The 19,893-nt window shown below is 72.8% G+C and carries 18 protein-coding genes, 1 pseudogene and 1 riboswitch; of the genes and pseudogenes, 12 read left to right on the top strand and 7 right to left on the bottom strand.

Features of this window, described 5'->3' with window-relative positions; genetic code table 11:
- Positions 1-130 precede the first annotated feature (130 nt).
- From OG994_RS07090 to OG994_RS07080, 3 genes are all read left to right on the top strand, one after another.
- Complete coding sequence (locus OG994_RS07090; protein WP_328852592.1) at positions 131-700, top strand: MarR family winged helix-turn-helix transcriptional regulator; 570 nt, start codon at positions 131-133, stop codon at positions 698-700.
- A gap of 246 nt (positions 701-946) precedes the next feature.
- Complete coding sequence (locus OG994_RS07085; RefSeq protein ID WP_328852591.1) at positions 947-2,137, top strand: tetratricopeptide repeat protein; 1,191 nt, start codon at positions 947-949, stop codon at positions 2,135-2,137.
- 104 nt (positions 2,138-2,241) lie between these two features.
- Entirely contained in the window at positions 2,242-2,736 is a 495-nt protein-coding gene (locus tag OG994_RS07080) for a hypothetical protein (protein ID WP_120326886.1), read from the top strand.
- A gap of 20 nt (positions 2,737-2,756) precedes the next feature.
- On the opposite strand, the gene OG994_RS07075 is transcribed toward OG994_RS07080, so the two are convergent.
- Positions 2,757-3,614 carry a GNAT family N-acetyltransferase gene (locus tag OG994_RS07075; RefSeq protein WP_328852590.1) on the bottom strand — a complete coding sequence of 286 codons (858 nt, stop codon included), beginning with the start codon at positions 3,612-3,614 and terminating at the stop codon, positions 2,757-2,759.
- A 195-nt stretch (positions 3,615-3,809) separates the two neighbouring features.
- Between OG994_RS07075 and OG994_RS07070 the strand changes: the two genes are divergently transcribed.
- Positions 3,810-4,862: a hypothetical protein gene (locus OG994_RS07070; protein ID WP_120326884.1), complete on the top strand. Its 1,053-nt coding sequence runs from the start codon at positions 3,810-3,812 to the stop codon at positions 4,860-4,862.
- Between the two features lie 37 nt (positions 4,863-4,899).
- Here the strand turns inward: OG994_RS07070 and OG994_RS31535 are convergent, their stop codons facing one another.
- The 3 genes and pseudogenes from OG994_RS31535 to OG994_RS07060 form a co-directional block, all read right to left on the bottom strand.
- Entirely contained in the window at positions 4,900-4,989 is a 90-nt protein-coding gene (locus tag OG994_RS31535) for a mycothiol transferase (RefSeq protein ID WP_407942600.1), read from the bottom strand.
- Between the two features lie 122 nt (positions 4,990-5,111).
- Positions 5,112-5,396: pseudogene (locus OG994_RS31530) on the bottom strand (mycothiol transferase); the annotation flags it as partial.
- Between the two features lie 60 nt (positions 5,397-5,456).
- Positions 5,457-6,044 (bottom strand): hypothetical protein, encoded by a 588-nt coding sequence (locus OG994_RS07060; protein ID WP_328852589.1) that lies wholly within the window; start codon positions 6,042-6,044, stop codon positions 5,457-5,459.
- A 298-nt stretch (positions 6,045-6,342) separates the two neighbouring features.
- A riboswitch (cobalamin riboswitch) is annotated at positions 6,343-6,552 on the top strand.
- Between the two features lie 198 nt (positions 6,553-6,750).
- Between OG994_RS07060 and OG994_RS07055 the strand changes: the two genes are divergently transcribed.
- Positions 6,751-9,072 carry a ribonucleoside-diphosphate reductase subunit alpha gene (locus tag OG994_RS07055; RefSeq protein ID WP_407942599.1) on the top strand — a complete coding sequence of 774 codons (2,322 nt, stop codon included), beginning with the start codon at positions 6,751-6,753 and terminating at the stop codon, positions 9,070-9,072.
- A gap of 35 nt (positions 9,073-9,107) precedes the next feature.
- Positions 9,108-10,103, top strand: a complete 996-nt coding sequence (locus OG994_RS07050) for a ribonucleotide-diphosphate reductase subunit beta (RefSeq protein WP_120327081.1) — start codon at positions 9,108-9,110, stop codon at positions 10,101-10,103.
- A gap of 89 nt (positions 10,104-10,192) precedes the next feature.
- Here the strand turns inward: OG994_RS07050 and OG994_RS07045 are convergent, their stop codons facing one another.
- Positions 10,193-10,750: a TetR/AcrR family transcriptional regulator gene (locus tag OG994_RS07045; protein ID WP_120326880.1), complete on the bottom strand. Its 558-nt coding sequence runs from the start codon at positions 10,748-10,750 to the stop codon at positions 10,193-10,195.
- Positions 10,751-10,853: 103 nt separating this feature from the next.
- On the opposite strand from OG994_RS07045, the gene OG994_RS07040 reads away from it, so the two are divergent.
- Positions 10,854-12,365, top strand: a complete 1,512-nt coding sequence (locus tag OG994_RS07040; protein WP_328852587.1) for an MFS transporter — start codon at positions 10,854-10,856, stop codon at positions 12,363-12,365.
- A 120-nt stretch (positions 12,366-12,485) separates the two neighbouring features.
- Here the strand turns inward: OG994_RS07040 and OG994_RS07035 are convergent, their stop codons facing one another.
- On the bottom strand, positions 12,486-13,508 hold the full coding sequence (locus OG994_RS07035) for a zinc-dependent alcohol dehydrogenase family protein (RefSeq protein ID WP_120326878.1): 1,023 nt from the start codon (positions 13,506-13,508) through the stop codon (positions 12,486-12,488).
- 245 nt (positions 13,509-13,753) lie between these two features.
- Between OG994_RS07035 and OG994_RS07030 the strand changes: the two genes are divergently transcribed.
- Together OG994_RS07030 and coaD are read left to right on the top strand one after the other, a co-directional pair.
- On the top strand, positions 13,754-14,644 hold the full coding sequence (locus tag OG994_RS07030; protein ID WP_120326877.1) for a helix-turn-helix transcriptional regulator: 891 nt from the start codon (positions 13,754-13,756) through the stop codon (positions 14,642-14,644).
- Positions 14,645-14,749: 105 nt separating this feature from the next.
- A complete protein-coding gene (coaD, locus tag OG994_RS07025; protein ID WP_328852586.1) occupies positions 14,750-15,232 on the top strand; it encodes a pantetheine-phosphate adenylyltransferase in 483 nt (160 codons plus the stop codon).
- A 96-nt stretch (positions 15,233-15,328) separates the two neighbouring features.
- Here coaD and OG994_RS07020 read toward each other — a convergent pair whose 3' ends face one another.
- On the bottom strand, positions 15,329-15,709 hold the full coding sequence (locus tag OG994_RS07020; protein WP_120326875.1) for an ArsR/SmtB family transcription factor: 381 nt from the start codon (positions 15,707-15,709) through the stop codon (positions 15,329-15,331).
- Between the two features lie 84 nt (positions 15,710-15,793).
- Between OG994_RS07020 and OG994_RS07015 the strand changes: the two genes are divergently transcribed.
- The 3 genes from OG994_RS07015 (at position 15,794) to OG994_RS07005 (ending at position 19,852) form a co-directional block, all read left to right on the top strand.
- Positions 15,794-17,767, top strand: a complete 1,974-nt coding sequence (locus OG994_RS07015) for a heavy metal translocating P-type ATPase (RefSeq protein ID WP_328852585.1) — start codon at positions 15,794-15,796, stop codon at positions 17,765-17,767.
- 1 nt (position 17,768) lies between these two features.
- Positions 17,769-18,392, top strand: coding sequence for a methyltransferase family protein (locus OG994_RS07010; RefSeq protein WP_328852584.1), 624 nt, complete (start codon positions 17,769-17,771; stop codon positions 18,390-18,392).
- A 248-nt stretch (positions 18,393-18,640) separates the two neighbouring features.
- Positions 18,641-19,852, top strand: coding sequence for a globin domain-containing protein (locus OG994_RS07005; protein ID WP_120326872.1), 1,212 nt, complete (start codon positions 18,641-18,643; stop codon positions 19,850-19,852).
- Positions 19,853-19,893 lie beyond the last annotated feature (41 nt).

The raw sequence follows: 19,893 nt of genomic DNA, 5'->3' as shown, positions 1-19,893 counted from the left end.
GCCCGAGGGACGCGGCGTGCGGTCCCGGCTCGAGGATCCAGTCGGCTTCCTAACGTTTATATGACTAACGTTTGTGCCGCGAACGGTAGCACAGTCGTTGGTGCTCCGAACGATTGGTTAGACTCGTCACATGGAGAACCCGCCCGAGGAGACGCCCGCCACCTGGGAGAGCCTGCCCAGTTGGCTGCTCACCCAGACCGCCGGCCACGCGCACCGCCTGGTGGCCGAGGGGTTCTCGTCGGTCGGCGCCCGCGGTTACCACTACCGCCTGCTCGCGACGCTGGAGCGGTTCGGTCCGGCCAGCCAGGCCGCGCTGGGCCGGCGTAGCGGCATCCACCTCAGCGACATGGTGGCGACGATCAACGAACTCGCCGACCGCGAACTGGTCGAGCGCTCCCCGGATCCCGCCGATCGGCGGCGCAACATCATCACGCTGACCGCCGCGGGCAGGCGGCAGCTGCGGCGACTGGAGAAGCGGCTCGCCGAGACCCAGGACGAACTACTGGCTCCGCTGTCACCCGAGGAGCGGCAGCGCTTGACCGAGCTGCTGACCAGGCTGTTGCACCACCACACCGGGCGAACCGGCACCGGCGACGCCGACACCGGAACGCTGGACACCCCGGTCCGCTCCCCCGGGCCTGCGCCGGCCGCCGGCCGCCGCGCGCGCGATCGAGGAAGGACCGGGTCGCGGGGAGCGTAGGCGGCCGCCTGCGCCCGTCCGAGACGCCGGGCAGCGTCCCGGACGGCCCACGGAGGCCCCCGGTTTCCGGGGCGGCGGGAGACGGGAGGCGCCAGCCTCGACGTCGCCCGACACCCGCACGCACTCGGTCCCGGCGGCGCGCCACCGCCTGAACGGCGGGTCAGGCCGGCGGGTGCCAGTTGCCGGGTCATCGCGCGCACGGCGACGCGCGCCGGGGTCAGCCGCATCAGGACGTCGCGGACCGCGATGGCCGCCGGGTGGCGCAGTTGCTGGCCGAGCCGCCCCGCCCGCCACGACGCGCGGGCGACGGCCTGGGTGCGGGGCCGGCGCAACCGGTCGTACGCGGCCAGCGCACAGTTCGTCGCGTTCGTCGACGGACTGCTCTTCGACCGGCTGGTCGGCGCGGGCGCGCTCAGCACTCCCGAGCCCGGCACGCCGGACAGCGCACACGCCGAGCCAGCTGCCCGTCGGTGGGAAACCATGACCGCGGAAATCGGGTACGGCCGTCGCACATCCAGGTCGTATGGTGCCGTCATGATCGATGGGCCGAGTGCTCCGGACGACCGCGCCGACTGGCTGGTCGAGCGGGGACGGGTGGACGAGGCGATCACGATTCTCGAGGCCCGGGCCCGCAACGGGGACTGGCGGGACGTGGACCGCCTGACCGACCTCCTCCTGGAGAACGGCCGTGTCGAGGAGGCGGAGGCGCGATGGCGGGCCGCCATCGAGGCCGGCCTGCCTGGAGCGTACGGCGGCCTCGCGGACATGCTGGCGGATGCCGGCCGCACCGAGGAGGCCATCGCCGCATGGCGGGCAGCGCTGGAGGCGGGCGAGCCACACGCTCGGTCCCGTCTCGCCGCGTTGCTCGCCAAGACAGGCCGCGTGGACGAGGCGGTCGCCGCGTACCGGACAGCCATCGCGGCCGGGGACGCGACGGCGGGTGTCGGACTGGCCAAGGTGCACGCTCGGGCGGACCAGATGGAAGAGGCGGTTCACGCCTACCGGTCAGCGATCGGTACGAAGGGTGTTCCGCGATGGCCCCTCGGTGTCCTGTTGGAGAAGCTCGGCCGCTCCGACGAGGCCGTGGCCGCCTACCGATCGGCCGTCGACGCGGGCGAGGAGCACGTTCGCGTGCGGCTACTGGCGGCACAGGGCCGCCTGGAGGAGGCGACCCAGCTCGTCCGGGACCTGCTCGCCGAACCGGGCCACAACCCTTCCTACCGGCAGCTCGGCTGGCTGCTGGCCGAGCAGCGGCGCTTCGAGGAGATCGAGGCCGAGGCGGCGCGGCTCAGCGGCAACCTGGTGGGGCTGTCGTACCTCCTCGCCGGCGCGCGGCAGTCCGCGAACTACCACGTGGACTGCCCGTCCGGCTGCACAGGCAGCACGCGGGTGGTGCGGCACCTCCCGGGGCGCTGGGACGACGTGCGGCGGGCCTGAGTGCCGGTCGCCGTGGCCGGCGCGCTTGTCGGTCCCCCTCGTGGGGGAGCCGGTTGGTTCCCCGGAGGGATGTTCCGCGGCCCGGGCCGCAGTGGAATCAGCGCATGACCTCGACGACGACGCCCAAGATCGTCTGGCTCGGGATCGCCGCGCTGGCTCCCTACGTCCTGATGAAGACCTACTGGGCGTTCGGCGGGAACGCCGGCCGGCCACCCGGTGACCTCGCCGCCGCACTGCGCGCGGACGGCGCGCCGGAGGTGCTCGTGTGGATGGAGCGGCACGGCATCGACTTCACCGTGCTGGGCGCTCTCGCCGGGGTACTGCTGCTGGCGGCGCTGACCCGGCCCTGGGGCGAGCGGTTGCCACGCCGGGCGCTGCTCGTCCTGGGCGGCGCCGGCGCCGTGACCCTGACCCCCTACGGTTTCGCCACCATCGTCGCCACAGCCGCCGGCTTCACGGTCGGCGACGTCGAGGGCTGGTCCCCGTGGGTCGGCCACGTGGGCGGACTCGCCTTCGCCGGCCTGGGTCTCTCCCTCGCCCACGGCGCCCGCTTCCACGTGCGCCGCACCCGCCGACCGTCCGTCCTCGCCCACACCTGACCACCGTCACTGCGAACACCTCAGGCGGCGGCGCGGTGCAGGTCCCGTCTCTCGGGCAACCGCTCCAGGCCCGCCGACCGGTACGTGGCGACGGCGCCCACGTTGGCGCTGGGGGTGCACACGACGACGCTGGACGAACCCAACTCCTGGAGCGCGCGGGCCGCGGCCATCGTGATCGCTCGGCCGTGTCCGTGACCGCGGTGTGCCCGGTGCACGCCCATCGGCTCGATCAGCCCGGGCCTGCCGTCGCCCGCCGACCACACCGCCACGGCCGCCACCGCCTCGCCCCGCTCGTCGCGAACGACCAGGCACCGCGCGCCGGCGTACGGCACACCTGACGCCATCGCGTGCCAGCGCTCCTCGGTGAACGTCGACCCGTCGAACGACGCCCGCACGACGGCGGCCCACTCGTGCGCCCGTTCCGGCCCGATCACCTCGACCCGAGCACCGGGATCCGGCACCGGCACGCCGAGGTCACGCCGCAGCAGCGTCCACGGCTCACCGCTCTCCCAGCCGTGCGTGGACAACAGGTCCTGGACGAGTGCGCCCACCGGCACCTCGACGGACACGGCGCCCTCGGGCAGCACCCCACGCTCGGGCGCCGACACGTCCTCGACCACCCGCCGCGCCAGCTCCTCGTCCCGTAGGGCGTCCGGCGCGAACGCCAACCGCACCAGGTCCGCGCCGTCCAGCAGTCCGACCGCCAGAACGTCCCCGGCCCGGCTCCACGTCCGCGTGGCCGTCGCCGTCCGCTCCGCACCGAACCGCCAGAACCACCCCACATCTCCCGGATGCAGCTGCACGGGCCCGCCGTCGTGCTGCCACTCCCCCAACACTCGCAGCACGTCGCCGAGTTCGTCGACCGCCGGCGTACCCATCGTGATGCCATCCCTCGATCACAGACCACCCCACCGGCCCTCGCACCCGGATTTCCCGCCGGCGGTCGGCGACCGGCGTCACCGCGACCACAGTCAGCCGTCGCCCAGCCTGCCGACGGGCCGCTCCCGGCGGCGAGGCACCGGGGATGGACGCCGGCCGCCACAATGCGTGAGGTACCAGCGAAGGAGGGCCCGGTGGACCGTACGCCGTCTCTACTGGTCGACACGTCGACCCTGCTGTGGCTGCGCCTGGACAGCTTCGCCCCCGCGCGGCACACGCCGCCGTGGGAGGCCGCGGCTCTCGAGTGTCTCGTGCTGTTCGACCGTGTCCTGCTCGACGGACCGACGATCCACGCCAACCGCGAACGACTCCAGTGGACCACCGACGTCGGCCCCGGCTTCCAGATCCTCGACCTGGACCCGCAGGCGGTCTCGGATCTCTACCTGCGCGGGGCCGAACTGTTCCAGCAGATGCCAGACGTGCGGCTCCGCGACGTCCTGCCCGGCGGTCACACACCCCCGGCGCTCGCCGCCGAGTATCCCGGGACCCACTTCTATCCGTCGACCTACTGGGACGACGTGGTGCGCGGCCTGGACCGCCGCGAAGAGACCCGCGGCGTGCTGCGGGCCTTCACCAGCGCGTTCGGGTCGCAGCCGCGCGTGTTCGGGCACGGCCCGCTGCTGCTCATCCGGCTCTTCTACTACCTCGCGCTACAGGAGAGTGCCGGCTCGGCGCTCCTGCTCGACCGCAGCAAGGCCTACCACGACGACTCGCCCGAGTACGGTCACGCCTCCCGCATCCTCGGCGTCTTCACCGAGCAGGTGCGGGCCGCCTACCTGCAGCGCAAGGAGAAGTGGCTGGGCGCCGCCCAGCCCGCCGTGCCCACGCCCGTGCTCGCGCACTACGTCAAGGCAACGGCCGAACGCCGCGGCTGGAGCCTCGGCCGCGTCATCGCCTGGCTACGCGAACAGCCCGAGGTGCACGCGTTCCGGGCCGGCATGGCCGCGCTCACGGACGCCACCGAACGCGGCGACGCGCGCACCATCGACGAGATCATGGCCGAGCTCGACGAGGCGGCGCAGCAGTGGAGCGTACGGCTCGGCACGCCGGTCCACCGGCGCACCATCCCGGTCACCGTGGCGCTGCCGTTCGTGGAGAGCCAGGTACGGGTGCCGCTACCCAACCTGCCCCGTACCCCGGGCCGCAAGCTGCTCGTCTTCATCAACATGCTCCTGAGCAGCGACTGACGACGCCCTGCCGGCGGCATGAGGCGGCGTCCACGCGCTACCGGTCGAGGAGCTGTTCCCGGAGGATGTCCGCGTGCCCGCAGTGCTGGGCGAGCTCCCGCAGCACGTGGAGATACACCCACCGCAGCGGGAGCGGGCCGCGCCGGTGCCCGCGGAGGATGTCGTCCAGACCCAGCGACGACGTCGCCCGCGGGACGCCTCGCAGGCTTCGCGGTGCGCGCGCTGGACGCTGGCGATCGTGTCGTCGTCGTCGAGGACGAACGACTCCTCCGACGTCTCGGGAATGCCGATCTCGGCGCGCGACCGGCCCGTGACGGCCTCGTCGAACCAGACCTTCTCGACGAAGGTCGCGTGCTTCACGAGACCCAGCAGCGTGGTCCGGGAGGCCACCAACGACCGGCGCGCCTGTTCCTCCGTCAACCCGTCCAGGCAGGCGTTGAGCGCGGCTCGGTGCTCGTCGAGGAACGCCTCGAACTGGGCGTGGGCGGGCAGTGCGATGATCTCGTCGGCGAAGGTGGGCGGGAAGGAAGGCATGGGCGAAGCATCCCAGATCGCCGCCCGGGGGGAGCCAGCGGACACTGCCTGGCTCGTCGATCAGCGGTACCAGGGCTGCGGGTCTGCCGGCCGGGCCGGTACGACGTCGAGCCGCGGGTCACCGACGAGCGCGTCGACGGCGGCCCGCTCGGCGCCGATGCCGGCCCAGTGCGGGTCGACGTCGCTGGCGAAGCACCAGCTGTGGTCGGCCGGCCAGACGAAGGCCGGCGGTGCGATGTTCTGCCCGCCGCCGAGGTCCGCCTCCCAGGCGTCGATGTCGGCCAGCGAACCGCGCAGCAGGGCGTAGCGGCGGTGGGGCAGCTCGACCAGTCGGCCGTGTTGCACCTCGGGCGGCAGCGGGGCGTCGGAGTATCCCTCCCAGAGGCAGAAGTAGCACTCGTCCGGGGTGGACGTGAACGGCGCGAGGAGGCGCAGCGCCCGCCGCGTCTGCGCGATGTCCGTGGGGTGGTCGTCGGGAACGTCGGCGTCCGCCTCCTGCTGGCCGGGACGGGTGGGATCAGGGATGAAGCGAAGCCGCGCGAACGCCTCGAACCCCGACGGCCCGAAAGTGATCAACTGCTCGGCGGGCGTGTCCGATCCCACGAGCCAGTCGGCGGGGGTCGTGTCCTGGCAGTAGCTGAGTCTCATCGGTAACGCCTCACCGTGCCTGGGCGGGGTCGCCTCGTCCGGGTGTCGCGCGTGCGGCGCCGCGTTCGCGGTCGGCCGGGCCCGCGGAGTATCGCCTTCAGTAGACCACGCGGGTCGCCGGCGCCCGACGCCCACGCGACGGACGACGGCGCGCCGCGGATCCCCGGGGCGGCGACACGGCCGACCCCGACCTCGGGTCACCGTCCATCGACGACCTGTGCGAGTCCCGGGTCCGCGGTGATACTGGCGACACGCCAGACACACCATGTGGTGTTGCCATGTTGGGGGCGCACCCATATATGGTGTCCGTGCAGCTGGTTCGGCCACCGGTCCACGGTGGTCGAGGCAAGAGGGAAGCCGGTGGGAATCCGGGACTGCCCCGCAGCGGTGAGTGGGAACGACCGCCGTCACCACAGCACTGGGCCACGAGGTCTGGGAAGCGACGGCCAGTAGGCGACCTCCGGTCACGCCCACGAGTCCGAAGACCTGCCAGCGCGCCGCACGCGTCGCGTGTGGCGGTCGGAGGCCGCGCGGGACGGCCGACGCCCTGAGACGCCGGTCCCCCCGACCGGCTCGCCGCCCGGCGACCAGTGGCGTTCCTCCTGCGCGCCCGTCGACCTCGGGACAGGCGTGAGGAGGGGACGTGACGGCGACACAGGACGTGGCGGTGGCCGATCAGGCGGCACCGGAGCAGCGTCGGCAGGCGATGCGGGTCCGCAAGCGCGACGGCGACACCGAGCCGGTGGACGTCAACAAGATCGTCAGGGCGGTCGAGCGCTGGGTCGCCGACCTGGACGAGGTCGACCCGCTGCGGGTCGCCACCCGAACGATCAGCGGGCTGTACGACGGGGCGAGCACCGCCGAGCTGGACAAGCTGTCGATCCAGACGGCGGCGGAGCTGATCGGCGAGGAGCCGCAGTACTCGCGGCTCGCGGCACGGCTGCTGGCCGCGTACGTGGACAAGGAGGTCCGCGGGCAGGGCGTGGCGAGCTTCAGCCAGGCGATCGCGTACGCCCACGGACTGGGACTGATCGGGGACGCCACCGCGGCGTTCGTCGCCCGCAACGCCCGCAAGCTCGACGACGCCGTCGACCCGGACGGGGATCTCCGGTTCGAGTACTTCGGCCTGCGCACGGTCACGGACCGGTACCTGTTGCGGCATCCGGAGTCCCGACTCGTCGTGGAGACGCCGCAGTACTGGCTGCTGCGGGTCGCGTGCGGGTTGTCGGAGACGCCCGGCGAGGCGATCGGGTTCTACCGGCTGATGTCGAGCCTGGCGTACCTGCCGAGTTCGCCGACCCTCTTCAACTCCGGGACGCGGCACACCCAGATGTCGTCGTGCTTCCTGGTCGACTCGCCCCGGGACGAGCTGGACTCGATCTACGAGCGGTACCACCAGGTCGCGAAGCTGTCGAAGTTCTCCGGTGGGATCGGGATCTCCTGGTCGCGCGTCCGCGGCCGCGGTGCGCTGATCCGGGGCACGAACGGCAGGTCCAACGGCATCGTGCCGTTCCTCAAGACCCTCGACGCCGGTGTGGCGGCGGTGAACCAGGGCGGCCGGCGCAAGGGGGCGGCCTGCGTCTACCTCGAACCCTGGCATCCGGACATCGAGGAGTTCCTGGAGCTGCGGGACAACACCGGCGAGGAGTCGAGGCGTACGCACAACCTCAATCTGGCGAACTGGATCCCGGACGAGTTCATGCGCCGCGTCGAGGCGGACGAGGAGTGGTCGCTGATCGACCCGTCCGACGCCCCCGAGCTGCCCGACCTGTTCGGCGAGGCGTTCGACGAGGCGTACCGCGCGGCCGAGAAGAAGGCCGTCCGCAGGGTCCGGGCCCGGGATCTGTACGGACGGATGATGCGGACGCTCGCGCAGACCGGCAACGGATGGATGACGTTCAAGGATGCCGCGAACCGGCTGTCGAACCAGACCGGCGCCCCCGGCAACACGATCCACCTGTCGAACCTGTGCACCGAGATCCTGGAGGTGAACGACGACACCGAGACCGCGGTGTGCAACCTGGGGTCGGTCAACCTGGCCGCCCACGTCACCACCTCCGGTGTGGACTGGGAGAAGCTGCGGGCGACGGTACGCACGGCGGTGGTGTTCCTGGACCGGGTGATCGACATCAACTACTACCCGTCGGCGCAGGCGGCGGCCTCGAACCCTCGCTGGCGACCGGTGGGACTCGGGCTCATGGGCCTGCAGGACGCCTTCTTCACGCTGCGCCTGCCGTTCGACTCCGCCGGGGCGCGCGAGCTGTCGACCCGGGTGCAGGAGGAGATCTTCCTGACCGCCCTGGAGACGTCGGCCGGGCTCGCGGAACGGTTCGGCCCGCACCCCGCGTACGCCGAAACCCGTGCCGCGAAGGGCGACCTGCACCCGGACCTGTGGGGCGTCGCACCGGCGCAGACCGAGCGGTGGGCCGCGCTGCGGTCGGCGGTCGCCGCACACGGGCTCCGGAACTCCCTGCTCGTCGCGATCGCGCCGACCGCCACGATCGCCTCGATCGCCGGCTGCTACGAGTGCATCGAGCCGCAGGTGTCCAACCTGTTCAAGCGCGAGACCATGTCCGGTGAGTTCCTCCAGGTCAACACGTACCTGGTCCGGGAGTTGAAGGCGCGGGGGCTGTGGACCCCGGCGGTCCGGGAGCAGATCAAGCGCGCCGAGGGCTCGGTGCAGGGGATCACGGACCTGCCCGCCGACGTGCGGGAACTGTTCCGCACCGCCTGGGAGCTGCCGCAACGGGCGCTGATCGACCTGGCCGCCGCCCGCGCGCCGTTCGTCGACCAGTCGCAGTCGCTGAACCTGTTCCTCGCCGCCCCGACCATCGGGAAGCTCTCGTCGATGTACCTGTACGCCTGGAAGTCCGGGCTGAAGACCACCTACTACCTGCGGTCGCGTCCGGCGACCCGCATCCAGCAGGCCACCGTCGCGCCGGTGATCAGCCCGGTCGTCGCGCCGAGCGACGCGGCGGCGCTGGCCTGCTCCCTGGAGAACCCCGACAGCTGCGAGGCCTGCCAGTGACCACCATTCCCGAACCGCGCACCGGCGAGCGGCACATGCTGCTCGACCCCGGCATGGACCTGACCCTGCGGCCGATGCGCTATCCGCACTTCTTCGACCGGTTCAAGGACGCCATCCGGAACACCTGGACCGTCGAGGAGGTCGACCTGCACTCCGACCTGCCCGACCTGGCCCGGCTGTCACCCGCCGAGCGGCACCTGGTGTCCCGGCTCGTGGCGTTCTTCGCCACCGGCGACACCATCGTCGCCAACAACCTCGTGCTCAACCTCTACCAGCACGTCAACTCCCCGGAAGGCCGGCTCTACCTCTCCCGGCAGCTCTTCGAGGAGGCGGTGCACGTCCAGTTCTACCTGAACCTGCTCGACACGTACGTGCCGGACGAGAGGGAACGGTTCGAGGCGTTCGCGGCGGTGGAGAACATCCCGTCGATCGCCCGCAAGGCGGAGTTCTGCTTCAAGTGGATCGACTCCATCTTCGCCCTGCGGGAACTCCGGACCCGGGAGGACCGTCGGGCCTTCCTGTTGAACCTGATCTGCTTCGCGGCCTGCATCGAGGGGCTGTTCTTCTACGGCGCGTTCGCCTACGTCTACTTCCTGCGCTCCCGGGGCGTGCTGCACGGCCTCGCCTCGGGGACCAACTGGGTGTTCCGCGACGAGTCGATGCACATGGCGTTCGCCTTCGACGTGGTGGACACGGTACGCGCCGAGGAGCCGGACCTGTTCGACGCCGAGATGGAGCGGCAGGTCAGGGACATGCTGGCCGAGGCGGTGGAGTGCGAGGTGCAGTTCGCCGCCGACCTGCTGGAGCAGGGTGTCTCCGGGTTGTCGCTGGCCGACATGCGCGAGTACCTCCAGCACGTCGCCGACCGGCGCCTGGCCGTCCTCGGCATCGCGCCGATGTACGGCAGCCGCAACCCGTTCGCGTTCATGGAGTTGCAGGACGTCCAGGAGCTGTCGAACTTCTTCGAGCGGCGGGTGTCCGCGTACCAGGTGGGCGTGACCGGCACGGTCAGCTTCGACGACGACTTCTGACCGGCTGATCGGGGCTGCCGTCCCGGGCGCGGCGCTGCCCTCGCCCCGGACGGCAGCGCCGGTCCCGGACGCTCGTGGCCCGGCAGGGGTCAGGTGGGGTCGAGCGTCAGGTCGATGAGCTGGCGGGCGAGTTCCTCCTTCTCCGCTTCGCTTGGCTCTCCGCCCCACAGGACGGCCATGCTCGCGCCGTCGGCGGCGGCCATGACGAGGCTGACGACGCGGCCGGGCAGGCCGTCCGCGGTGAGGTCGTCACGCCATCGCCGGGCGTCGGAACGGGCGATGTCGATCACCGCGGGGTTCGTGATCAACTGGGCGATCAGGATGGTGTCCTCGCGTACGGCTCCGGGATCCTGCACGTGCAGACAGGCGCGCACGTAGGCGCGGGCGAGCCGTCCGGGGCGGTCGTCGTCCGGATCGAGATGCTCGTGGACCGCGCGGCGGAACGCGTCGAGCAGCGACTCGACGAGTGCCGTGATGAGGTGGTCCTTGCTGGGGAAGTGGTAGATCAGCCCGCCCTTGGACACGCCGGCGTGCTGAGCGATCGCGTCGAGCGTGGCGGCCATCCCACGGCGGAGGAACAGGTCACGCGCGGCGTCGAGCACCATGCCGCGGGTGTCTCCCGCACTGCGACCTGCCGTTCGGCCCATCGGCAACACCTCTCCGGCACACGATGGTCAGGTGATGGATCCCACGTGGCGGGTCCACGCGAACCCGCCTAACTATACCGACCAGACGGTACAGTTTTCTGCCATGGGACTCCACGACCCCACGCCGGTGGTCACCGGCACCACCCCCCACCGTCGGCGCTGGGCCGCCCTCGGCGTGCTGGTCATCGCGATCCTGCTGCTGGCCATCGACGGGACCGTCCTGTACCTCGCGGTACCGGCGCTGACGCAGGACCTGTCGCCGAACGCGACACAGATCCTGTGGATCGGGGACGTGTACTCCCTCGCCCTGGCCGGGCTGCTCGTGACGGCGGGCAACCTGGCCGACCGCGTCGGGCGCAAGAAGACGCTGCTCGTCGGCGCTGTCGGCTTCGGGCTCGCCTCCGTGCTGGCCGCCTACGCCCCGAACGCGGGAACGTTGATCGTGGCCCGCCTGCTGCTCGGCGTCGCCGCCGCGACGATCATGCCGTCGACGCTGTCGATCATCCGCAACCTGTTCACCGACGCCCGCGAACGGACCCGCGCCATCGCCGTGTGGTCGGCCGCCTTCGCGGGCGGAGCCGCCCTGGGCCCCCTGGTCGGCGGGTTCCTGCTCGAGCACTACTGGTGGGGATCGGTGTTCCTCATCAACGTGCCGGTCATGATCGTCCTCCTGGCCCTGGGCGCGATCCTGCTGCCGGAATCCAGCGACCCGTCACCGGGCCGGTTCGACCTCCTGTCCGCGGCGCTGTCCATGGCAGCGGTCGTACCGTTCGTCTACGCGGTCAAGGATCTCGCCAAGTCGGGTCCGGACGCCGTCACCGCCGTGTCGCTCGTGGCCGCGGTGGTCGCCGGCTACCTGTTCGCCCGCCGCCAGCGGCGACTCGCCACGCCGCTGTTGGACATCAGCCTGTTCCGCCGTCCGGCGTTCTCCGGCGCCGTGCTGGCCAACTTCGTGGCGGTCTTCGCGCTGACCGGTCTGTTGTTCTTCTTCTCGCAGTACCTGCAACTGGCCCGCGAGTACGGCCCGCTGCGGGCCGGCCTCGCCGAGCTGCCGGCGACCATCGCGGCGATCGGGGCCATCGCCGTGGTCGGGCTGGTCGTGGCGCGGCTCGGCGCGGGACGCGCCATCGGGATCGGACTCGTACTCACGGCACTGGGACTGGTCGCGGTCGCCGGGGCCGAGGGCGCGGAGCACTACCTGTGGCTCGGGCTTGCGCTGGTACCCATCGGCCTGGGCGTCGGCATCGCCCAGACCCTCACCGTCGACGTGGTCGTCTCCGCGGTCCCGCCCCGCCGAGCCGGCGCCGCCTCCGCCGTCTCCGAGACGGCCTACGAACTCGGGGTCGCCCTCGGCATCGCGGTCCTCGGCTCGCTCGTCACCTTCCTGTACCGCGCGAACCTGACCCTGCCGCGCGGCCTGCCGGCCGGCGACCGCACCATGATCGAGGACTCCCTCGCCTCCGCCCTCACCGTCACCCCACCGGACTCCGCGCTCGCTCACCACGCGCGCGAGGCGTTCACGGCCGCGATGCAGACCACCTCGCTGGTCGCGGCGGCGATCACCGTCGCCGCCGCCGTCGTGGCGTGGCGCACCATCCCCTCGCACCGTGCCTGACGCCGCCGCGCCCACCGCCCGTCCCACCCCTCCCGCGACACGGCCGCCAGCGGGTTCCTGCCCCGCGCGGTGGCGCATCCGGCCCGTACGCCGCGCGTGGGTGCGGCCGGAGGGTGGCCGTCACGGGTTGAGGAGGACCTTGACGGCCCGGCGTTCGTCCATGGCCCGGTACCCCTCGGCAGCCTGGTCGAGGGGCAGGGTGAGGTCGAAGACCTTGCCAGGGTCGATCTGCCGGTTCCAGATGAGGTCGATCAGTTCGGGCAGGAAACGACGCACCGGCGCGGGGCCGCCGTGCAGGTGGACGTGGGAGAAGAACAACTCGTCGCCGGGCAGGCGCACGTCGTGGGCCACCCCGACGTAGCCGACATGCCCGCCCGGACGGGTGGCGCGGATGGCCTGCATCATCGACTCCTGGGTGCCGACCGCCTCGATGACCGAGTGCGCCCCGAGGCCGTCCGTGAGTTCCTTGACGCGGGCGACGCCCTCGTCGCCGCGCTCGGTGACGATGTGGGTCGCGCCGTAGTCGGCCGCCAGCTTCTGGCGGGGCTCGTGCCGGCTCATCGCGATGATGCGTTCGGCGCCGAGTTGCCTGGCCGCCAGCACGGCGAGCAGGCCGACGGCGCCGTCACCGACGACGGCGACGGTCTTGCCCGGCCCGACCTCGGCGGCCACGGCCCCGAACCAGCCGGTGCCCAGTACGTCCGAGGCCGCCAGGAGGCTCGGGATCAGGTCGTCCGGCGGGGTGTCGGGCGTGGCCACCAGGGTGCCGTCGGCCAACGGCACGCGCAGGTACTCGGCCTGGGCGCCGAGCCCGCCGACCGGCTCCCGGTGGACGCAGGAGGACTGATAGCCGGCCCGGCAGATGACACAGGTGTTGTCCGAGGCGAAGAACGAGCCGATCACGAACTGGCCCGGTGTGACGTTCCTGACCTCGCTGCCGACGTCCTGGACGACGCCGACGTACTCGTGGCCCATCGGCGCCGGCCCCTTGACCGCCTCGACGCCGCGGTAGGGCCACAGGTCCGAACCGCAGATGCAGGTCGCGGACAAGCGGATGATCGCGTCGGTCGGGAGAAGGATGCGCGGATCTTCGCGCTCCTCGACCCGGACGTCACCGGCGCCGTAGAGGACAGCACCACGCATGGGGATCTTCCTTTCGAGTTCGGAGTCCGGCCGAAACGGGCCACCCGTCCCGCATACCCCGGCAGGACGGGGGATTGCCGCCATCCGGGGAGTGATCAGCCGAGACGTGAGCGGCTCACCGGAGGGCCGGTGCTCGTGTGCGACGCCGTCCAGCAAACCCCGGCCGGCCCGCCTCAGGGAGTTTCCCCTGACAGGTGTACCGACAGGGCACCCTCTGGCGGAGCGGCGGCACGTACGGTCGAGACGTGGACAACCGCACCGAGGTCCGCGAGTTCCTGGTCTCGCGGCGCGCCAAGATCAGCCCGCAGCGGGCGGGACTGCCCGCCGGCACGAACCGGCGCGTGCCGGGACTGCGCCGCAGCGAGGTCGCCGCGCTGGCCGGCGTGAGCATCGAGTACTACGCGAAACTCGAACGCGGGGCCCTCGCGGGCGTCTCCCCCGGCGTCCTGAACGCCATCGCCCGTGCGCTCCAGCTCGACGACGCGGAGCGGGCGCACCTGTTCGACCTCGCCCGGGCCGCGGACGGCAGCGCCGCCCTCATGCGGCCGCGCCGCCGCACCGCCCGGCAGTGGTCGGTACGCCCCAGCCTCCAGTGGACCCTCGACGCGGTCACCGAGGGGCCCGCCTTCGTCCGCAACGGCCGCCTGGACCTGCTCGCCGCGAACCGGCTCGCCCGCGCGTTCTACGCCGAGGCGTACGCCCAGCCGCAGCGCCCCGCCAACATCGCCCGGCACACGTTCCTGGACGAGAAGGCCCACCGCTTCTACCCGGAGTGGGACCTCGCCGCCGACATCTGCGTCGCCATCCTCCGCACCGAAGCCGGCCGCGACCCCTACGACAAGGACCTCCACGACCTCGTGGGTGAACTCTCCACCCGGAGCACGGAGTTCCGCAGGCGATGGGGCGCGCACGACGTCCGGCACCACGGCACCGGCGTGAAGCACTTCCACCACCACGTCGTCGGCGACCTGACCGTCGCCTACGAGGGGCTGGAGATGGCCGCCGAGCCGGGCCTCACCCTCACCATCTACACCGCCGAGCCCGCCTCCCCGTCCGAGGACGCGCTGCGCCTGCTCGCCTCCTGGGCCGCGTCGCAGGAGGCGGACACCGACGCGCCGACACGTCTCGCCGAGTGATCGGAAGCGGCGCGGTCGTCCGCGTCGGTGCCAGGTTCGACGCCGCCTGACCGGGGCTGCCGTCCCGGGGGTCGCCCCCGACGGCGGCGAGGGAGAATGCCCCACGTGGCTCACCTTCGGTCGCTCGCGGACACGGGCGGCGTGGACGGCGTCGCGCAGCACCGTGTGGTGGCGCACCGGCGCGTGCGAGCCGTCTACCCCGGCAGCTTCGATCCCTTCACCGCCGGACACCTGAACGTGGTGGACCGGGCACGCCACCTCTTCGACGAGGTGGTCGTCCTCGTCGCGGTCAACGGCGCCAAGCACCCGCGCGCCGACGCGGAGGAGCGAGCGGCCGCCGTCCGGGCCGTCCTGCCGGCCGACTGGACCACCATCACCGTGGTGGCCTGGAGCGGGTTGACCGCTGCCTGGTGCCGTCACCACGAGGTGGGGGTGATCGTCCGCGGGGTGCGCAACACCAGCGACCTGCAGACCGAGTCCCGGCTCGCCGCGATGAACCAGTCGCTGGGCGTTCCCACGGTGTTTCTGCCCGCGCATCCCGACCTGGCCGCGGTGTCCTCGACCGCCGCGCGCAGCCGGGGGGCCTGAGGTTCGTCCAGGCCGCGGCCGGACGTCGGCGCACCCGTCGTCGGGCGGTCGCCGGTCGACCTCCCTGGACCTGCCGCGACGATCGCGCGGCCGCGGTCAGCCGCGGCTGGCCGCCGGCCTCGGCTCGTGCACGTGCGGCTGGTCGTCGTGCCGGTCGGGGTTGTCCGCGTGGTCGGCGTGGAACAGCGCTTCGGCGAGCAGGGCGCGTACGTGGCTGTCGGCCGCGGAGTAGTGCACGAAGGTGCCTTCCCGGCGACCCTTCACGAGGCCCGCGAGGCGCAGCTTGGCGAGGTGCTGGCTGACGGCGGTGGGGCTTGCTCCGACCAGGTCCGCGAGGCACGCGACGGATGACTCTCCCTGGAGCAGCGCCCAGAGGATCTTGATCCTCGTCGGGTCGGCGAGCAGCCGGAAGCCCTCGGCGGCCAGGTGGACCTGCTCCTCGTTCGGCATCTGGAAGTCGGGCAGTGACGTGTGCACGCGCCAACCATAGCCCGCTACCCCACTACTCGTCTGCATGGCTGCTTGTTTACCTTCGCATGCACGCAGGTATTGTGGTTCCTCGTGACCAGCTCGACGCTCTCGCCACCGGTCAGCGCCACCCGCCCCGCCGGGCCCGGCCTCGTCGCCCGCCTCTGGGCTCTGCCCGAGGTGCGGTGGGCCGTGGTCGCCACCGGACTGTTCGCGCTCGGCGGTGCGGCCCAGCTGCTCGGCTCGCCTCCCGCGCTGTGGTGGGCGCTCTACCTCGGGTGCTACGCGGCCGGGGGCTGGGAACCGGCACGTGCCGGCCTGCGCGCGCTCCGCGCGCGGACCCTGGACGTCGACCTGCTGATGATCGTGGCGGCGATCGGCGCGGCGAGCATCGGGCAGGTGTTCGACGGCGCGTTGCTGATCGTCATCTTCGCCACCTCCGGCGCGTTGGAGGCCGTCGCGACGGCACGGACCGCCGACTCGGTGCGCGCCCTGCTCGACCTGGCCCCCGAACGGGCCACCCGGCTCCTGCCCGACGGCGGCGAGGAGGTGGTCGACACCGCCGGCCTGACCGTGGGCGACGTCATCCGGATCCGGCCCGGCGAACGGATCGGCGCCGACGCGCTGGTGCTGGACGGCGTCAGCGACGTCGACCAGGCCACCATCACCGGGGAGCCCCTGCCGGTGACCAAGGCGGCCGGGGACGAGGTGTTCGCGGGCACGCTCAACGGGACCGGCGCGCTCGTGGCCCGGGTGCACCGGCCGGTCGGCGAGTCGGTGATCGCCCGCATCGTCGCGCTGGTCGACGAGGCCTCGGCCACCAAGGCGAAGACCCAGTTGTTCATCGAGAAGGTCGAGCAGCGCTACTCGGTGGCCGTGGTCGTGGCGACCCTCGCCCTGTTCGGCATCCCACTCGCCGTCGGGGCCGAGTTCCAGCCCACCCTGCTGCGCGCCATGACGTTCATGATCGTCGCCTCCCCCTGCGCGGTGGTGCTGGCGACCATGCCGCCCCTGCTGTCCGCCATCGCGCTCGCCGGCCGCAACGGAGTGCTCGTCAAGTCCGCCGTCGTCATGGAACGACTCGCCGACACCACCCTGGTGGCGTTCGACAAGACCGGCACCCTCACCACCGGAACCCCGCGCCTCGCCGGCGTCCACCCCGCGGCCGGCGTCGACGCCACCGAACTGCTGCGGCTGGCCGCCGGCGCCGAGAACCCCAGCGAGCACCCCCTCGCCGTGGCGGTCGTGACCGCCGCGCGGGACCGCGGAGTGCCGGTCCCGCCCGCCGGCGACTTCGGCTCCGCCCCGGGCCGCGGCGTCTCCGCCCTCGTCGAGGGCAGGCGCGTCACCGTCGGCCGGCCCGGCCCGCCCGACGAACGACCCGACCGCGACGCCGCCGACGTCCGGCGGGCGGTCGCCGACGTGCAGGACGCCGGCCACACCGCCGTCGTGGTGGCCGTCGACGGGCGGCCGTGGGGCGTGCTCGCCTTCACCGACCGTATCCGGCCGCGGGCCGCCGCCACGGTCGCGTCCCTCACCGCCCTCACCGGCGCCACACCCGTCCTGCTCACCGGGGACAACCCCGGCGCGGCCCGGCGGCTCGCGGCAGAGGCCGGCATCGCCGAGACCCACGCCGGCCTCCTCCCCGCCGGCAAGGCCGAGCGGGTACGCGAGTTCCAGGCCCGGGGACAGCGGGTCCTCCTCGTCGGCGACGGCGTCAACGACGCCCCCGCGCTCGCCACGGCCGACCTCGGCGTCGCCATGGGTCGCCACGGATCGGACCTGGCCCTGCACACGGCCGACGCCGTACTCGTCCACGACGACCTGGGCACCCTGCCGGCCCTGATCGCCCTGTCCCGCCGAGCGCGGCGGGTCGTCAAGGCCAACCTCCTGATCGCCGCCGCCTTCATCGTCGTCCTGGTGACCTGGGACCTCGTCGGCGACCTGCCCCTACCCCTGGGCGTCGCCGGCCACGAAGGGTCCACCGTCATCGTCGGCCTCAACGGCCTGCGGCTCCTGCGCCGGTCCGCCTGGCGGCGGGCCACGCCGACACCCCTGGGAGACTGACGTGCCCTGGCTCGCGCTGCTGCTCTACCTGCTCGGACTGCTGCTCGCGTTCGGCTGGCGCACCCTGTCGCAGTGGCGCCGCACCAGCGACACCGGCCTGCGCCTCGACGCCGGTCCGCCCGGAACCCTGCGGTGGTGGGCCAAACTGCTGTTCCTCGCCAGCCTCGTGCTCGGCTTCGCGGGCCCGGCAGCCGCCCTCGCGGGCCTGCCGGCACTGCCCGGAATCGACGAGCGGTGGCTGCACGTGGCCGGCCTCGTCGTGGCCGTCGCCGGCATCGCCGCCACGCTCGCCGCCCAGCTCGCCATGGGCACCTCGTGGCGGGTCGGCGTCGACCCGGCCGAGCGCACCGACCTGGTCACCGGCGGGGCGTTCGCGCTCGTACGCAACCCCATCTTCACCGCGATGGCGGCCACCACCCTCGGCCTCACCCTCATGGTGCCCAACGCCGTCGCCCTGGCCGCCTGGCTCGTCCTGATCCTCGCACTGCAACTACAGGTCCGCGCGGTCGAGGAGCCCCACCTCGTCGCCACCCACGGCGAGGCCTACCGCCGCTACGCCGCCCGGGTCGGACGCTTCCTCCCCGGCGTGGGACGGTGCGCCACCCGGCCCGGCACCTCGGCGTGATCCCCGCACCGGCCACCACGGCGGCCGGCGGCCGCGTACGGGCCGACGTCCACCGCGCTGCCCGGCGCATCGCGGTCACCGCGCGTCCGAGACCGCCCGCCGGCCCCTGCCGGCCGCGCCGCCGGTCGTCGCGGGCGCGGGGGCGGGTGTGAGCGGCGCTACGCGGTCCCGGGACCTTCGGCCCTGATCCGCGGTGTTGCGTTTCTGTTCCGTGGAGGTCGACCTCATCCACGCCGGAAGGAGTAGTCGTGCTCTCGGAATCCTCAGCCGCGGTGGTCACCGCGACCCTGCCCGCCGTCCAGGCCCACGGGGAGGCGATCACGGGCCGGTTCTACCAGCGCATGTTCGACGCCCACCCCGAACTGCTGGACGTCTTCAACCGGGGCAACCAGGCGACCGGGCAGCAGAAGGCCGCCCTCGCCGCCGCCGTGGTCGCCTACGCCGAGCACCTGACCGGCGACGGGCGCGTGCCGTGGGGTCCGATCCTGGACCGGATCGCGCACAAGCACGCCTCGCTGGGCATCACGGCCACCCAGTACACGATCGTCGGGCGGCACCTGCTCGCCGCCGTCGGCGAGGTGCTGGGCGACGCCGTCACCGCCGAGGTCGCGGCCGCCTGGGACGAGGTGTACTGGCTGCTCGCCTGCGAGCTGATCGCCCGGGAGGCCCGCCTCTACACCCTGGCCGGGGTGGCCGAGGACGGGGCGGTGTGGCGGGACTGGCGGGTGGTGGCCCGGACCCGGGAGACGGCCGACGTCGTCTCGTTCACCCTGGTCCCGGCCGACGGCGCTCCCGCGCCCGCGTTCACGCCGGGGCAGTACGTCTCGGTGGCGGTCGACCTGGACGGCGGTCGGGGGCAGCAGATCCGGCAGTACAGCCTCTCCGGCCGGCCGGGCGCTCCCGACTGGCGGATCACCGTCAAGCGCGTACGCGGCGCCGGTGACGCGCCGGACGGCATGGTCTCCACGTACCTGCACGAGCGGGTGGCCGCGGGCGACACACTGCGGCTGAGCCCGCCGTTCGGCGAGGTCAGCGCGCTCGGCGACGGCGGTCCGCTGCTGCTCGTGAGCGCCGGCATCGGGCTCACCCCGGCCCTGTCGGCGCTGGAACACCTCGCGGCCACGGAGCCGGAGCGGGAGGTGGTGCTCGTGCACGCCGACCGGACGCCCTCCGCGCACGCGCGCCGCGAGGAGTTGCCCCGGCTCCAGGAGCGGCTGCCGAACCTGTCCGTACGGCTGTGGTACGAGGACGCGACCGACGGGGAGCTGGCCGGGCTGAAGGCCGAGGTGGCCGAGGGGCTGGTCGACCCGGCCCGGATCCCGCTCTCCCCCGGGGCGCGGGTGCATCTGTGCGGGCCGGTGCCGTTCATGAGCCTGGTCCGGGGCGGCCTGCTGCGCCGGGGTGTGCCGCCGGAGCGCATCGCGTACGAGGTGTTCGGGCCGGGGATGCTGCGCGACTGACGGTCCCCGACCAGCGCACCGCGGCGGCCGGTGTCGGGAGC

Origin of the sequence: Micromonospora globbae (genome assembly GCF_036184225.1) — a bacterium.
Taxonomy (GTDB): domain Bacteria; phylum Actinomycetota; class Actinomycetes; order Mycobacteriales; family Micromonosporaceae; genus Micromonospora; species Micromonospora globbae.
This window is presented reverse-complemented; position numbering and strand designations above follow the sequence as displayed.